This window comes from Streptomyces sp. NPDC002536 (assembly GCF_053594995.1).
On sequence record NZ_JBSFWU010000138.1, the window covers coordinates 1 to 15,882 of the forward strand.

Consider the following 15,882-nt stretch of genomic DNA (forward strand, 5'->3'; position numbering starts at 1 on the left):
GAGGTTCTCGGGGCTTCGCCCCGGACCCCTGCGGTGGCGCGTCGGCTGCGGGCCGGTGGGGGCTTGTCGCGCAGTTCCCCGCGCCCCTTACGAGGCGCGAAGATCCGCCGGAGACGCCCTAGGTGGCTGTCTCACCGAGGCCGCCTGATGCGAGCCCACCACGGTGGTGAGGTGCTGGACGCGACGCCATCGCCGGAGGCGTCCCGCCGGCCAGAGGCGCGCGGTGATCCGGATCACGGCTGACACCTATGGTCACCTCACGCCCGGCTCGGGTGACACACTGCGTGTGGTGACGGCCCGCGTTCTGTCCGGGGCCGATGTAGCTGGTGCCGACATCGAGTACCGTGCTGGGCCGGTACTGGCCGAGAGTCCGGAGGAGTAGAAAACATGCAGGTCGGAGCCCTGGCTTGAGGATTCTGCACACCTCGGACTGGCACCTGGGCCGATCCTTCCACCGCATTGGCCTGCTGGACGCCCAGCGGGAGTTCATCGACCACCTCGTGCGCACCGCCCGTGACGAACGGGCCGACGTCGTGCTCGTCGCCGGGGACGTCTACGACCGTGCCGTGCCGCCGCTCGCCGCCGTCGAGCTGTTCGACGAGGCCCTGCACCGGCTCGCGGACCTCGGCGTGCCCACCGTCATGATCTCCGGGAACCACGACTCGGCCCGTCGGCTCGGCGTCGGCGCCGGGCTCATCGACCGCGCCGGGATCCACCTGCGCACCGACCCCGCCGGGTGCGGCACCCCCGTCGTCCTCGCCGACGCCCACGGCGACGTCGCCTTCTACGGGCTGCCCTACCTCGAACCCGCCCTCGTCCGGGACGCGCTGGGCGCCGACCAGGCCGGGCACGCCGCCGTGCTCGGCGCCGCCATGGACCGGGTGCGCGCCGACCTGGCCGGCCGGCCCGCCGGGACCCGGTCCGTCGTGCTCGCGCACGCCTTCGTCGCCGGGGGCGCGCCCAGCGACAGCGAGCGGGACATCACGGTCGGCGGTGTCGCCGCCGTGGCCCCCGAGGTCTTCGACGGCGTCGACTACGTGGCGCTCGGCCACCTCCACGGCTGCCAGACCCTCACCGAGCGCGTGCGCTACTCCGGTTCGCCGCTCGCCTACTCCTTCTCCGAGACCGCCCACCGCAAGACCATGTGGCTGATCGACCTCGATGCCTCCGGCTCCGTCACCGGCACCCGCGTCGACTGCCCGGTGCCGCGCCCGCTGGCCCGGATCCGCGGCCGCCTCGACGAGCTGCTCGTCGACCCGGCGCTCGCGGCGCACGAGGACGCCTGGGTCGAGGCCACCCTCACCGACCCCGTGCGCCCCCAGGAACCCATGGCCCGTCTCGCGCACCGCTTCCCCCACGTCCTCAGCCTCGTCCTCGACCCCGAGGACGCCCCCGAGGACTCGCTCGCCTCCTACGCGCAGCGGCTGCGCGGCCGCAGCGACCAGGAGATCGCGGAGGACTTCGTGGCCCACGTGCGCGGGGGACTGGGACCCGACGACGCCGAGCGGACCGTGCTCACGGCCGCGCTCGACTCCGTCCGGCTGGACGAGACCCTCGAAGAGGCCGCCCGATGAGGCTGCACCGGCTCACCGTCACCGCCTTCGGGCCGTTCGGCGGTACCCAGCACGTCGACTTCGACGCGCTGTCGGACGCCGGGCTGTTCCTGCTGCACGGCCCCACCGGTGCGGGCAAGACCTCCGTCCTCGACGCGGTCTGCTACGCCCTCTACGGCAGCGTGCCCGGCGCCCGCCAGAGCAGCGGGCCGAGCCTGCGCAGCGACCACGCCGCCGCGGACCTGCCCACCGAGGTGGCGCTCGAACTCACCGTCGGCGGACGGCGGCTGGAGATCACCCGGCGGCCCGAGCAGCTGCGCCCCAAGAAGAAGGGCACCGGCTCCACCCGCGAGAAGGCCTACAGCGCGCTGCGCGAGCGCACGGCCACGGGCGACGGCGGGGAGTGGAAGGGGCTGAGCCGCTCGCACCAGGAGATCGGTGAGGAGATCACCCAGCTCCTCGGCATGAGCCGCGAACAGTTCTGCCAGGTCGTGCTGTTGCCGCAGGGCGACTTCGCCCGCTTCCTGCGGGCCGAGGACGCCGCCCGCAGTCGGCTGCTGGGCAGGCTCTTCGACACGGGCCGCTTCGCCGCGGTGGAGAACCACCTGGCGGAACAGCGCCGCGCGGCGGAGGCGGGCGTCCGCGCGGGGGACGAGCAACTGCTCGCGCTGGCCCACCGGATGCGACAGGCCGCGGCGGACCCGTCCCTGCCGGAGGTCGGCACACCGGTGCCGTCACGGGCGGAGGCTTCGCGCACCCGTGCCGCAGTCCCGGGCCCCCGTGCCGCCGAGGCGCCCCTCGGCGCCGGGGAACCCGGGCTCGTCGACGCCATTCTCGAGTGGGCGGCGCTCGCGCGGGCGCACGCCCGCGAGGGGCGTGACATCGCCGCCCTCGCCCTCCGCGCCGCCGAGCAGGACCACCGTGCCGCGCACGGGCGCGCCGAGGAGGCCCGTGAACTGGCGCGTCTGCAGCGCCGGTACGAGGGGGCCCGGCAGCGGGCCGCCGTGCTCGCCGAGCAGCGCGGGGAACTGGAGCCGGTGCGCGGGCGGCTGGCACAGGCGCGGGCCGCCGAGGCGGTCGCGCCCGCGCTGGAGCTGCGCGACGAGGCCGGCCGGGCCCACCGCGCCGCCGCCGCGGCCGAGTCGGCGGCACGCCACCGGCTGCCCGAGGAGCACCGGGACGCGGGCGGCGAGCAACTCGCCGCCCTGGAACGCAGGTTCCGCGAGGAGCTCGGGTCGCTCGCCGCCGCCCGCCGCGCCGAGCAGCGGGCCGCAGCCGTCACCGCGGAGGCCGCCCGGCTGGACCGCGAGGCGCGGGCCGACGAGGAGGCCGTCGCCGAGGCCGGAGCCTGGCTCGCCGACTGGGACGGCCGGCGGCACGCCCTCCGGCAGCGGGCCGACGCGGCCCAGGAGGCGGCCGCGCGGGCCGAGCAGCTCGGCAGCCGCACCGGTCCCGCCCGGGAACGGCTCGCCGCCGCCCGGCGCCGGGACGCGCTCACCGGTGAAACCACCGAGGTCGAGGCCCGGTTGCTGCACGCCCGCGAGCAGGCCGCCGCCGCCCGCGAGCACTGGCTGGAGCTCAAGGACCGCCGCCTGCGCGGCATCGCCGCCGAACTGGCCGCCGGACTGGAACCCGGTGCCCCGTGCGCCGTGTGCGGCGCCACCGAACACCCCGCCCCCGCCCGCGCGACGGCCGAGCACCCGGACCGGGCGGCCGAAGAAGCCGCACTGGACGCCTCGCAGCAGGCCGACACGCTCCGCGACGAGGCGGCACGGCAGCTGCAGACGCTGCGCGAGGCCCTCGCCGCCGCGACCGCCACCGCGGGCACGGCCCCCACCGCCGAACTGGCCGAGGAAGCCGCCGCGTCGGAGCGCGCCCTCGCGGAGACGCGGGCCGCCGCCGCGGACCTGCACCCCGCACGGGAGGCGCTGGCCGGTGCCGAGCACGAGTACGAGCGCCGCCGCCGCGAGCAGCAGGACGCCCAGCTGCGCATCGCCGCCCGCACCTCGCACCGCGAGGACCTGGACCGTGAACTCCGCTCCCTGGAAGAGGAGTTGATGCAGGCGCGCGGAGGCGAGGAGACCGTGGAGCGCCGTGCGGCGCTGCTGGAGCGGCAGTCGGCCCGCCTCGCCGGGGCGGCCGAGGCCGTGCGCGGCGCGGAGGCCGCTGCGGGCCGCCTCAAGGAGGCCGACGACCGGCTCGCCGACGCCTCCTACCGTGCCGGGTTCGACACCCCCGGCCAGGCGGCCGGCGCCCTGCTGGAGTCCGCTGACCAGCAGCGGCTTCAGGAGCGCCTCGACCGCCGGCACAGCGAGGAGGCCGCCGTCGCCGCCGAGTTGGCCGATCCGGGCCTGGCGGCCGCCGCCGCGCAGCCGCCCGCCGACCCCGGTGCCGCCCAGGCCGCCGCCGATGCGGCGACCCGCAGGCTGCAGGAGGCCGCCGCCCGGGACGCCGCCGCCCGGACCCGCTGCGCGGAACTGGACCGGCTCTCCCGCCGGGCCGCCGCGGACGCCGTGCGGCTCGCCCCGCTGCGCGAGGAGCACCACCGCGTCGCGGGCCTCGCCGCGCTCACCGCGGGCACCTCCGCGCGCAACGAGCGCAAGATGCGTCTGGAGTCCTACGTCCTGGCCGCCCGCCTCGAACAGGTCGCGGCCGCCGCGACCGTACGCCTGCACCGCATGTCGGGCGGCCGTTACACGCTTGTGCACTCCGACGCCCGGGCCGGCGGCCGCAGCCGCTCGGGGCTGGGTCTGCACGTCGTCGACGCCTGGACGGGCCGCGCCCGCGACACCGCGACCCTCTCGGGCGGGGAGACCTTCTTCGCCTCGCTCGCCCTCGCGCTCGGCCTCGCCGACGTCGTCACCGAGGAGGCGGGCGGCACTCGCCTGGACACCCTCTTCATCGACGAGGGCTTCGGCACCCTGGACGAACAGACCCTGGACGAGGTGCTCGACGTGCTGGACTCGCTGCGCGAGCGGGACCGCACGGTCGGCATCGTCAGCCACGTCGCCGACCTGCGGCAGCGCATCCCCGCGCAACTGCAGGTCGTCAAGGGTCGGTCGGGCTCGGCCGTGCGGCACCGGACGGCCGGCGCCGATGCCCCGTAGGGGGCGCGGGGGACTCTGACTGCGCGTGCGTCGTGGCTGGTCGCGCAGTTCCTCGCGCCCCTTACGGGGCGCCCCGTCAGAGCACCGACAGCTCCGCCACCAGATCGTCCAGCCCCAGCGAGCCCTGCGACAGCGCCGCCATGTGCCAGGCCTTGAGGTCGAACGCGGCGCCCCGGGCCGTGCGGGCCGCCTCCCGGCCCGCGAGCCAGGCGCGTTCGCCCAGCTTGTAGCCGATGGCCTGGGCGGGCATGCCCTGGTAGCGGACGAGCTCGCTGTCGACGAAGGCGGCCGGGCGGCCGCTGTGCAGGCCGAAGAACTCCCGTGCCAGCTGCGGCGTCCAGCGCTCGCCCGGGTGGAAGGGGGAGTGGCCGGGGATCTCCAGCTCCAGGTGCATGCCGATGTCGACGATGACCCGCGTGGAGCGCATCATCTGGGCGTCCAGATAGCCCAGTCGGCGCTCGGGGTCGGTGAGGAAGCCCAGTTCGTCCATGAGCCGCTCCGCATACAGCGCCCAGCCCTCGCAGTTGGCGCTCACCCAGCCCACCGTGGCCTGGTAGCGGGAGAGGCTGTCGGCCATGTGCACCCACTGCGCCAACTGCAGGTGGTGGCCGGGGACGCCCTCGTGGTACCAGGTGGAGACCAGGTCGTACACGGGGAAGCGGGTGTCGCCCATGGTGGGCAGCCAGGTGCGGCCCGGCCGGGAGAAGTCCTCCGACGGCTGGCTGTAGTACGGGGCCGCCGCGCCGCCCGGCGGGGCGATGCGCGACTCCACGCGCCGTACCCGCTCGGCCAGTTCGAAGTGGGTGCCGTCGAGCGCGTCGATCGCCTCGTCCATGAGCCCCTGGAGCCAGACGCGCACCTCCTCGACGCCCTCGATGTGCCGGCCGTGGACGTCGAGATGGGCCAGCGCCTCCCACGGGGTCCGCGCGCCCGGCAGGATCTTCGCCGCTTCGGTGCGCATCTCGCCGAGGAGCCGGTGGTATTCGGACCAGCCGTACGCGTACGCCTCGTCCAGATCGAGATCGGTGCCGTTCCAGTAGCGCGACCAGCGGGCGTAGCGCTCGCGGCCCACGACGTCCGGGGCGCCCTCGACGGCCGGGGCGTAGACGTCGCGCAGCCAGTCGCGCAGGGCGGCCAGGCCGCCTGTGGCGGTGGCGGCGGCCTTGTCCAGCTCGGAGCGCAACTGCTCAGGGCCCGCGGCGGTGAAGTCGCCGAACCAGCCGTTCCCCGTACCGATCCACTCGTCCAACTGCCCGAGCACGGTGGACACCTGGCGCGGGCCGCCCGGCAGCCCGCGGCGGATCCCCTCGGCCAGCGAGGCCCGGTAGCCCTCCAGCGCGGCCGGCACGGCCTGCAGCCGTGCGGCGACCGCCGCCCAGTCGTCGGCGGTGTCGGTGGGCATCATGGTGAAGACCTCGCGCACCGAGTGCAGGGGCGAGTGGATGTTGCTGACGGCGCGCAGCGGCTCCCCGGCTTCGTGCACGGCGAGTTCGGCGGTCAGCCGCTCGCGCAGCAGCCGGGCGCAGCGCCGCTCGACGCCGCTGTCCGCCCCCGGCTGCGCCTCGGCCCCCGTGAGGCTCTTGAGCGTCGTGCGGGCCAGATCGGCCAGTTCCTGCTGCCCGTCGGGCGAGAAGTCGGGGAGCCGCCGGGCGGACTCCGCCGTTCCGAGCATGGTGCCGGTGATGGGGTCGAGGGCGACGGTCGCGTCGACGTGGGCGTCGGCGATCCGGCGGGGCAGCTGGCTGCTTGTGGTCTTCGGCATGCGCACATCCTCGTACGCGAAGTGCGTCCGTGTCAGGGGGATTTGCGCTGGACCGACTCTCGTGCGGGCACGCCCGCGGCCGTGCGGGCGGGCGCCAGCCGGGCCGTGACGACGACGGTGCCCTCCTCGATCTGGTAGTCGAGCGGCAGGCCGAGGGACCGCATGGCCGCGACCATGCCGGTGTTGGACGCGGTGGTGACGGCGTAGACGCGGGCACAGCCGGCCTCCGTGGCCAGGGCCACCAGCCGGCCCAGCAGTTCGCCGCCGACGCCGCGCCGCTGCCACGCGTCCTCGACGAGCAGGGCGACCTCGGTCTCGTCGCCGTCCCACAGCAGGTGTCCCAGGGCGACGAGCCGGCCGGACGGGGTGTACGCGGCCAGGGTGCGCCCGAAGCGCGGGCCGAGCAGGTGCCGCAGGTAGCGGTCGGCGTCGCCGACCGGGCCGTGGTAGCGGCGGGCGAGCGTGGCGGGGGAGCAGCGCTCGTGCATCGCGCGCGCCGCGGCGAGGTCGCCCAGACCGGCCCGGCGGACGGTGATCTCGTTGCCCTCGGGCAGGGTCAGCACGTCGCTGCGGGCCGGCATCCGCGGGCCGAGCCGGGTGTCGAGCTCGACCAGGGCCCGGGCGCGGGCGAACTCGGTGGGTGTGAACGGCAGATGCGGCCGCTCGATGGTGATCGTCCCGCCGGCCGGGTCCCGCAGCCGCATCACCGTGCCCTCCCACGTCCCCTCCTCCGGCACCGGGTCGGCCTCCGCGGGCCGCAGCGGTACCGAGCGGATGGTGCAGCGGCCCAGCAGCTGCCGCAGGGCGAGCGGCAGTTCGGCCGGGTCGAGCGCGGTGCGGGTGGCGAGGGCGAGCACCCGGGTGGGGGCGTCCACCAGGTCGTGGGCGTCCGCCCGCTCCAGCCAGGTGTGCTCGCCGCCGCCGTCGGCGGCCGCCCGGGTCAGGTCCGCGGGCGCGAGCACGGCGGGGGCGCGCAGCAGGAGTTCGTCGACGGTGCCCTCGGCGAGGGGGTGGGTCTGCAGGGCCAGGATGTCGACCCGGTGCCCGGCCAGCGCCCGGCACAGCGCGGCCAGGCTGCCGGGTTCGTCGCGCACGGTCGTCCGCATCCGCCACAGCGCGGTGTCGCCCGCCTCGGCGGGTGCGGGGCGGGCGGCGGGCGGTGGCGGGGTGCTCGTACCGTCGCCCGGCGGGGCGTGGCCGCGGCGGCGGGACCACCAGAGGTGGAGGCCGGCCGTGGCCAGCAGGGCGGCCGCCGAGCCGACGAGCAGGGCCGGGCCGTCGGGGCCGTGGACGACCGTGTCGGCGACGGAGTCGGCGGCGGCGACCGCCGTGAACAGGGCCGCGATCTCGGCGAGGTCGCGGCGCCAGTGGTGGCCGGGGCGGTGCTTCGCGGGAGTCTCGTCGGTCATGCCGTCCACCCTGGACGAGCGGTGTTGCGTGATCACAAACGCTCTGTGTCCGCCCGGTAAAGGGACGCGTCCGTGCGCTTCTGCCCGCAAAGGAGGATTTTCGCCGAATTTACGCCGGCCCTGTTTGGGACCAGAGATCCCTCAGCGCGTCCTCCACTCCTCGATAAAAGGTCGGGTACGCGAAGATCATGTGCCGCAGGGTCTCCACCGGCACCTCGGCCTGGACCGCCACCGCCAGACCGTACAGCACCTCGCCGCCCACCGGGCCCATCGTCGTCGCCCCGACGAGCACGCCCCGGCCGCTGTCCTCGACCAGCTTGACCAGGCCCTCGTTGCCCGCCTTGTGGATCCAGCCGCGCGCCGACTCCGGCACGCGCGACCGGCCCGTGCGCACCGGCAGCCCCTTCTCACGGGCCTGCCGCTCGGTCAGGCCCACCGCCCCGACCTCCGGGTCGGTGAAGGTCACCCGGGGCAGCGCCCGGTAGTCCGCGTCGGGGCCCGGGTCGCCGAGCACGCTGCGGATGGCGATCTCGGCCTCGTACATCGCGACGTGCGTGAACGCCCCGTGCCCGGTCACGTCGCCGACGCCCCACAGGCCCGGTGCGGCCAGCATCCGCCCGTCGGTCTTCAGCGAGCGGGCGGAGGGGTCGAGGCCCACCGTCTCCAGGCCCAGGGCGGAGAGGTCCGCCTTGCGGCCCGTGGCGACGAGCAGTTGACCACCCGTCAGCTCCTCGCCGTTCTCCAGCGTCAGGGTGAAGGCCTCGCCGTCGTGCCGCACGGCCGCCACCCGCGCACCGGTCCGCAGGGTCACGCCCTCGCCGGCCAGGACCTGCGCCAGCAGCTCGCCCGCTTCCGGCTCCTCGGCGGGGACGAGCGCGTCCATCGCCTCCACGACGGTGACGCGGGTGCCGAACCGGCCGTATACCTGGGCCAGTTCCACGCCGATCGCGCCGCCGCCCAGCACCAGCAGCGAGGCGGGCGGCTCCTTCGCGGCGATCGCGTCCCGGTTGGTCCAGTACGGCACGTCCGCCAGGCCCGGCACCGGTGGGATCTGCGGGCGGGATCCGGTGGCCAGCACCACGCCGATGCGCGCCTCGAAGCTGCCGCCCTCCGGGCCGTCCACCTCGACCCGTCCCGGCCCGGCCAGCCTGCCGCGCCCGCGGACGAGTACGCCGCCCTTGTTGGTGAAGCGGTCCGCCGCGACCCGGTCGTTCCAGTCGTCCGTCGCCTCGTCCCGGATCCTGGCCGCCACCGGCGCCCAGTCCGCCGTGACCTGCGCGGATCCGGCCATGCCGGGCACCCGCCGCGCCTCGGCCAGCAGGTTCCCGGCGCGGATCATCATCTTGCTGGGGATGCAGGCCCAGTAGGGGCACTCGCCGCCGACGAGCTCCGCCTCCACGCCCACGACGCTCAGGCCGGACTCGGCCAGCCGTCCCGCCACGTGCTCGCCGCCCGGACCCATGCCGATGACGACGACGTCCACCTGTTCGGCCACTGCACCGCACCTCTCCCACGGGAGTCGACTGGGACGGGCCCAGCCTTCCACCGGCGGGCGGCGGCGTCACTGTGCGACGCGCGCCCCGCGCCCCACGGTCAGCGCGAGGTGTCGAGGACGACGCGGGCGACCAGCGCCGGGTCGTCGTTCATGGGGCAATGCCCGCAGCCGGGCAGCCGGACCAGCCGGGCCGCGGGAATCACCTTCTTGGCCCGCACCCCCTGCCGCCGCAGGAGGACCCGGTCGCGCGTGCCCCAGGCGATGGTGACCGGCACGTCCGGCACGTCGTGGGTGTACAGCAACGACTGCCCGGCGGCGAGCGTGGCCTCGAAACCGGTCGCCTCGCGCATCGCCCGGGTCTCGGCGGCCACGGCATCCGGTGAACGGCGCCCGGGGCGGGCGTAGATGGCGCTCGTCATGGCCGCCCGGCCGGCGGCGGTGCGGGACAGCCGGGCGACCGCGCCCGGAGGCAGCGACAGGGCCCCGCGCCGCATCGCCTGCAGCACTGTGAAGGCATAGCGGCGCTCGCCCTCGGTCCAGAAACCGGCGGGGGAGAGCGCGGTGACGGACCGTACGAGCTTCTCGTGCCCGAGCTCCAGGGCGATCAGCCCGCCGAGGGAGTTGCCCACGACGTGCGGCCGGTCCACGCCCAGCGCCTCGAAGAGGGCGCGCAGCACGGGGACCACGCCCCGCAGGTCGTAGGAGAGGCCTTCAGGCAGGGCGGGGGAGCGGCCGAAGCCCGGCAGGTCCACGGCGATGACGTCGCGTTCGGCGGCGAGGAGCCCCACCACCGGGTCCCAGGCCTGGAGATGGTGGCCGATGCCGTGCAGCAGCACCAGTGGATCGCCGCTGCCGAGCCGTTCGTGCACCACCTGCACGGTCCGCCGCCCGGACGGGGTGGCGACGGGGAAGGACACTGTCTGGGCGGTCCCGGCCATGGAGCAGCTCCTCTGTCTTCCGCAACGTGTGTGAGACAGGATGTCAGCAACGGTTACCGCGGGGTAGAGCCCGGAGCGGCCGGGGTGCCCGCGGTGAGAGGCGGCTCATGTGGACAACGGCCCCCCGGTTCGGGTGGGATGGGCCGGTGAACGACCGTGACGCCGCACTCGACGCCTTCGAGGAACACCGCTCCACCCTGACCGGGGTGGCCTACCGCATGCTGGGCCGCTTCGCGGACGCGGAGGACGTCGTGCAGGAGGCCTGGCTGCGCTGGTCCCGCGCGGATCGCGAAGAGGTCCGCGAACCCCGCGCCTACCTGGTGCGGATCACCACCCGGCTGGCTCTCGACCGGCTGCGCCAGGTGCAGTCCCGGCGTGAGGCCTACGTCGGGCCCTGGCTCCCCGAGCCCGTCACCACCGACTTCGACGTCACCGTCCCGGACACCGCCGAGCGGGCCGTGCTCGCCGACTCCGTCTCGCTCGCCCTCCTCGTCGTCCTGGAGTCCCTCTCGCCGCTGGAGCGCGCGGTGTTCGTGCTGCGCGAGGCGTTCGGCTTCCCCTTCCCGGAGATCGCCGCCGCCCTCGACCGCTCGGAGGCGGCGGTGCGCCAACTCGCCACCCGGGCACGCCGGCACGTCGACGAGCGCAGGCCGCGCTTCGACGTCGACCCGGTGCAGCAGCGCGACCTGACCGAGCGGTTCCTCGCCGCTGCCACCGGCGGCAGCCTGGAGGACCTGCTGGCCCTGCTCGCGCCCGACGTCCGGCTCGTCAGCGACGCGGGCGGCAAGGCCAAGGCCGCGCTGCGCATCATCGAGAGCGCGGACAAGGTGGGCCGCTTCCTCGTCGCCGTCTCGAACCTTCGGGAACCCGGGCTGGAACTGCGCTTCGAGGAGGTCAACGGCGTTCCGTCGATGGTGCTGCTGTCGCAGGGCCGGCCGGACACCGTCTTCAGCCTCGGCATCGCCGACGGGCGGGTCGCGGCGGTCTACATCATGCGCAACCCGGACAAGCTCACCGGGGTGCGGTCATAACCGCTGCGCCCGGTCCGTTATCCCCCTCCCGCCATTTAGCGGGCATATTCCCTCAATCTGCCCGGAGTTGCGGCGGCCAACGGCAACAGGCCGGTGGCCGCTGCGTTGTTGTGCGGTCCGATACCCCTGCCGCCTCCGCTGTTGCGCCATGCCGTCTTCCGTCGTGCCTGCCGGTGACCGCGACCGTACCCACGGGCATTGGTCTTGACCAAGCCCGCGCACCGCCCTATGGTCGCAGGCATACTGCAACAACCTTTAATAAAGAAGCGCGCAAAACCCTTTGCGGAGGACAGGGTGGGGACCACGCAGCTGGAATCGGTGCCGGAGCCCAAGTACTGGCACCTGAAGACCGTCCTCAGCGACGCACTCGACTCCGAGTTCGCCGTGGGGGAGATCCTGCCCAACGAGCGCGATCTCGCCGCCCGGTTCGGCGTCGCCCGGGCCACGCTCCGGCAGGCGCTCGAGCAACTGGAGCTGGAGGGAAGGCTCCAGCGCCGCCGCGGCGTCGGCACCACCGTCGCCCCGCCCCGCATGGGCGTTGCCGTCGGTGACAGCGGGCACGTCTGGCCCGGCACCGCCGCCGACTCCTGGCAGGCCGTGGACGGCACCGAGGCCGCCCCGCCCGCGGCCGTCGCCCGCCTCCTCGGCACCGGCGCCGAGGAGAGCGTGCACACGGTGCGCCGCATCCGCAGGACGCACGGCCAGACCGTCGCCGCCGAGCTGTTGTACGTCCCGGCGGCGAGCGTCCCGGGCCTCGCCGCCATCGACGCGCCCGGCGGAGCGGCCCGCGCCCGCGCCGTGCTGCGCGAGCTCCAGCGGATCCAACTCGAGGGCCAGGAACGTTCCGTGGAGCTGGGCTCGGCCCGCGCGGACGACGCCAAGCAGCTCGACCGGCTCCCCGGCTCGCCCGTCCTCGTCGTCACCACCCGCTACGCCGCGGGCGGCGCCACCGCGGCGGTGTCCGTCGCCACCTATCGGGCGGACACGTGCCGGCTCACGTTCGGCGGCTCCGGGTCGGACGTGCAACTGCTCGCGGGCTGAGGCCGGTTCGCCCCGTAAGGGGCGCGGGGCTGTTGACATATGCGGCTCCGCCGCGTGGGCGCGACCAGCCACGATGCGCCCGCAGACGACGTCCCGCGCCCCTTACGGGGCGCTACGCCGTGCCGTGACCGTGCCCTCGACCGCGAAGAGTTGTTCCTCCACGTGGTCGAGGGCCAGCCGCAGGGCGCCCGTCGCCACCGCGGCCTCGCCGAGCAGCGACTGCGCCACCTGCGGCGGGCGCAGGCAGTAACGGGCCAGCTCCCTGCGGAGCGGTTCCAGCACCCCGTCCGGGCCGGCCGCCCAGCCGCCGACCACCACGAGCTCCGGGTCCAGGGCCAGCACCAGAGCCGCCACGTCGTGCACCAGGCGCCGCAGATAGCGCTCCACCGCGGCCCGCGCGCGCTCGTCGCCCTCGTCCGCCAGCGCGAACACCCGGGCCACCTGGGCCTCGTCGAGCGGATGCAGCGGCTCCCCGGTGGGGGACAGCACCTCCTCCGGGGTGGCCTCGCGGCCCAGCAGGTGCAGGGCGCCGATCTCCCCGGCCGCGCCGCCGAAACCCCGGTGCAGCCGCCCGCCGATCAGCGAACCCGCCCCCGGGCTCAGGCCGGCGAGCACGAAGACGACGTCGTCCGAGCCGGTCGCCGCGCCCTTCCAGTGCTCCGCCACGGCCGCGGCGTTGGCATCGTTCTCCACCAGCACCGGGCACCGGAACGAGCGCTGCAGCCGCTCCCCGAGGGGCAGCCCGGTCCAGCCCGGCAGCGCCGTGCCCAGCCGGACGGTCCCGTCCGCCTCCACGATGCCGGGGCTGGCCACGCCCACGGCCCGCAGCGAACCGCACGGCACGCCGGACCGCTCCAGCAGCCCCTCGACGGCGACCCGCACCTGCTCCAGGCGCTCGTCCGCGGGAGCCGCCGCCGAGACGTCGACCGACGCCGACCCCACGACCCGCCCGCCCAGGTCCGCGAGCAGCGCGGCGATCCGGTGCGCCCCGATCTCGATGCCCAGCAGATGCCCGGCCTCGACCCGGAACCGGAAGCGCCGCGCCGGCCGTCCCTGCCGGCGCGCCGCGCCCTCCTCGACGGGCGCCTCCGCCACCAGGCCCGCCGTGATCAGGCCCTCGACCACGCCCTCCACGGTCGGCCGGGACAGGCCCGTCACCTTGACCAGGTCGGTGAGCGTGGGGGACGCGGCGGCACGCAGTGCATGCAGCACCACGGCCGAATTGATCCGCCGCAGCAGAGACGGATCCCCGCCGGTGAGCCGCCCCAACGTGCCGCCTCCTCGCTTTGCGTGCGCTTTGCCTGCTGCCGGATCGTAGCCGGTGCGCGTCCGGGCGGCGAGCGTCCGGACGCGTCGGTTCAGTCGGCCTCGGCCGCCGCGCGCAGCCGGCCGAACTCCTCGGCCATCGTCGCGAGCGTCCAATGCGCGTTGAGACCGCTGGGGTTGGGCAGGGCCCAGATCCGGGTGTCCCCGATCGTCCGCTCCTGCGGACCTATGGCGGCGCGCTTGTCGCCGAAGGCGGTGCGGTAGGCGGTCACCCCGGCCACGGCCAGCCAACGCGGCTGCAGCCGGGCCACCTTCTCCCGCAGCAGCCGCCCGCCCTCGCGGAACTCCTCGGCGCTCAGCTCGTCGGCCTTCGCGGTCGCCCGCGCCACCACATTGGTGATGCCGAGCCCGTAGGCGAGCAACTCCTCCTGCTCCGAGGGGTGGAGCCGGCGCGGGGTGAAGCCCGACGCGTGCAGGACGGGCCAGAACCGGTTGCCGGGCCGGGCGAAGTGATGGCCCGTGGCGGCCGTCATCAGGCCCGGGTTGATGCCGCAGAACAGGACGCGCAGACCGCCCGCGGCCACGTCGGGGACGAGGCGGTCGCGGGCGGCTTCGAGCTCTTCGGGAGTCATGCGTTACAGGATGGCGCCCGGCGTGTAGGCGGCCGCCTCCGGGTGCTGCTTGGCGATCTCCTCGATGCGGGAGACGACCGAGGCGGCCTGGTCGGCCGCGGCACCGGTGAACGACAGCTTGTCGGCCATCAGCGCGTCCAGCGCGGCACGGTCGAGCGGGATGCGCTCGTCCGCGGCCAGCTTGTCGAGCAGCTCGTTGCGCTCGGCACCCTGCTCGCGCATGGCCAGCGCGGACGCCACCGCGTGCTCCTTGATGGCCTCGTGCGCGACCTCACGGCCGACACCCGCGCGCACCGCGCCCATCAGGACCTTGGTGGTGGCGAGGAAGGGCAGGTAGCGGTCCAGCTCACGGGCGACGACGGCCGGGAAGGCGCCGAACTCGTCGAGCACGGTGAGGAACGTCTCCAGCAGGCCGTCCAGCGCGAAGAACGCGTCCGGCAGCGCGACGCGGCGCACCACGGAGCAGGAGACGTCGCCCTCGTTCCACTGGTCGCCCGCCAGCTCGCCGGTCATCGACGCGTAGCCGCGCAGGATCACCATCAAGCCGTTGACGCGCTCGCAGGAGCGGGTGTTCATCTTGTGCGGCATCGCCGAGGAGCCGACCTGGCCCGGCTTGAAGCCCTCGGTCACCAGCTCGTGCCCGGCCATCAGCCGGATCGTCTTCGCCAGCGAGGACGGCGCGGCCGCGAGCTGCACCAGCGCGGTCACGACGTCGTAGTCGAGGGAGCGCGGGTAGACCTGGCCGACGGAGGTGAAGGCCCGGCCGAAGCCGAGGTGCTGCGCGATGCGCTCCTCCAGCTGCGCGAGCTTGGCGGCGTCGCCGCCGAGCAGGTCGAGCATGTCCTGGGCGGTGCCGACCGGGCCCTTGATGCCGCGCAGCGGATAGCGGGCGAGGAGCTCCTCGGTACGCCCGTAGGCGACCAGCAGCTCGTCGGCCGTGGTGGCGAAACGCTTGCCGAGGGTGGTGGCCTGGGCGGCCACGTTGTGCGAGCGGCCCGCCATGACCAGCTCGGCGTGCTCGGCCGCCAGCTTCCCGAGCCGCGCCAGCACGGCGACCGTGCGGCCCTGGACATGCTCCAGGGACAGCCGGATCTGCAGCTGCTCCACGTTCTCGGTGAGGTCGCGGGAGGTCATGCCCTTGTGCACGTGCTCGTGGCCGGCGAGGGCGTTGAACTCCTCGATGCGGGCCTTCACGTCGTGCCGGGTGACCTTCTCGCGCTCGGCGATCGAGGCCAGGTCGACCTGCTCCAGGACCCGCTCGTAGTCGGCGAGGGCCGTGTCCGGCACCTCGACCCCCAGGTCCTTCTGGGCGCGGAGCACGGCGAGCCACAGCTTCCGCTCCAGCGTCACCTTGTACTCGGGGGACCACAGGACGGCGAGCTCCGCGGAGGCGTAGCGGCCGGCCAGAACGTTGGGGATACGAGGCTTTACAGTCACGTGACCAGATTCTACTGGCGGTTCACGCAGGCCGGGCCACCGGTGGTGGTTGTGGGTTGCTACGAGGCCGTCCGTCGTCTGCGGACCGTGCGTGGTTGCTCGCGCAGTTCCCCGGGGCCCGAAGGGGCGCGCGGACACCGTTACGGACCACGGGCGCGGGGGCCACAAAACCGGGGAACTGCAGGTGCACAGAGACCCCCAACGCGAGGGC

The 15,882-nt window shown here is 74.9% G+C and carries 11 protein-coding genes; 4 read left to right on the plus strand and 7 right to left on the minus strand.

Annotated elements, in window-relative coordinates:
* Window positions 1-407: 407 nt before the first annotated feature.
* Window positions 408-1,574, plus strand: a complete 1,167-nt coding sequence (locus ACWD4B_RS32070; RefSeq protein ID WP_451424061.1) for an exonuclease SbcCD subunit D — start codon at window positions 408-410, stop codon at window positions 1,572-1,574.
* Window positions 1,571-4,660 (plus strand): AAA family ATPase, encoded by a 3,090-nt coding sequence (locus ACWD4B_RS32075; protein ID WP_451424062.1) that lies wholly within the window; start codon window positions 1,571-1,573, stop codon window positions 4,658-4,660. Before ACWD4B_RS32070 ends, ACWD4B_RS32075 begins: the two co-directional genes overlap by 4 nt.
* A gap of 76 nt (window positions 4,661-4,736) precedes the next feature.
* On the opposite strand, the gene ACWD4B_RS32080 is transcribed toward ACWD4B_RS32075, so the two are convergent.
* From ACWD4B_RS32080 to ACWD4B_RS32095, 4 genes are all read right to left on the minus strand, one after another.
* Window positions 4,737-6,422 (minus strand): DUF885 domain-containing protein, encoded by a 1,686-nt coding sequence (locus tag ACWD4B_RS32080; RefSeq protein ID WP_451424063.1) that lies wholly within the window; start codon window positions 6,420-6,422, stop codon window positions 4,737-4,739.
* Window positions 6,423-6,454: 32 nt separating this feature from the next.
* A complete protein-coding gene (locus ACWD4B_RS32085; protein ID WP_451424064.1) occupies window positions 6,455-7,831 on the minus strand; it encodes a GNAT family N-acetyltransferase in 1,377 nt (458 codons plus the stop codon).
* A 109-nt stretch (window positions 7,832-7,940) separates the two neighbouring features.
* Window positions 7,941-9,326: a dihydrolipoyl dehydrogenase family protein gene (locus ACWD4B_RS32090; protein WP_451424065.1), complete on the minus strand. Its 1,386-nt coding sequence runs from the start codon at window positions 9,324-9,326 to the stop codon at window positions 7,941-7,943.
* A 98-nt stretch (window positions 9,327-9,424) separates the two neighbouring features.
* Window positions 9,425-10,264, minus strand: coding sequence for an alpha/beta fold hydrolase (locus tag ACWD4B_RS32095; RefSeq protein WP_451424066.1), 840 nt, complete (start codon window positions 10,262-10,264; stop codon window positions 9,425-9,427).
* 107 nt (window positions 10,265-10,371) lie between these two features.
* Here ACWD4B_RS32095 and sigJ point away from each other — a divergent pair, with 107 nt between their 5' ends.
* Window positions 10,372-11,295 carry an RNA polymerase sigma factor SigJ gene (sigJ, locus tag ACWD4B_RS32100; RefSeq protein WP_451424067.1) on the plus strand — a complete coding sequence of 308 codons (924 nt, stop codon included), beginning with the start codon at window positions 10,372-10,374 and terminating at the stop codon, window positions 11,293-11,295.
* Window positions 11,296-11,589: 294 nt separating this feature from the next.
* The gene (locus tag ACWD4B_RS32105; RefSeq protein WP_451424068.1) at window positions 11,590-12,336 is read left to right on the plus strand and encodes a GntR family transcriptional regulator; all 747 of its coding nucleotides are present in this window, start codon (window positions 11,590-11,592) and stop codon (window positions 12,334-12,336) included.
* A gap of 102 nt (window positions 12,337-12,438) precedes the next feature.
* Here the strand turns inward: ACWD4B_RS32105 and ACWD4B_RS32110 are convergent, their stop codons facing one another.
* From ACWD4B_RS32110 to purB, 3 genes are all read right to left on the minus strand, one after another.
* Window positions 12,439-13,605: an ROK family transcriptional regulator gene (locus ACWD4B_RS32110; protein WP_451424069.1), complete on the minus strand. Its 1,167-nt coding sequence runs from the start codon at window positions 13,603-13,605 to the stop codon at window positions 12,439-12,441.
* A gap of 89 nt (window positions 13,606-13,694) precedes the next feature.
* Window positions 13,695-14,234 (minus strand): G/U mismatch-specific DNA glycosylase, encoded by a 540-nt coding sequence (mug, locus tag ACWD4B_RS32115; RefSeq protein WP_451424070.1) that lies wholly within the window; start codon window positions 14,232-14,234, stop codon window positions 13,695-13,697.
* Between the two features lie 3 nt (window positions 14,235-14,237).
* On the minus strand, window positions 14,238-15,671 hold the full coding sequence (purB, locus tag ACWD4B_RS32120) for an adenylosuccinate lyase (RefSeq protein ID WP_451424071.1): 1,434 nt from the start codon (window positions 15,669-15,671) through the stop codon (window positions 14,238-14,240).
* Between the last annotated feature and the right edge of the window lie 211 nt (window positions 15,672-15,882).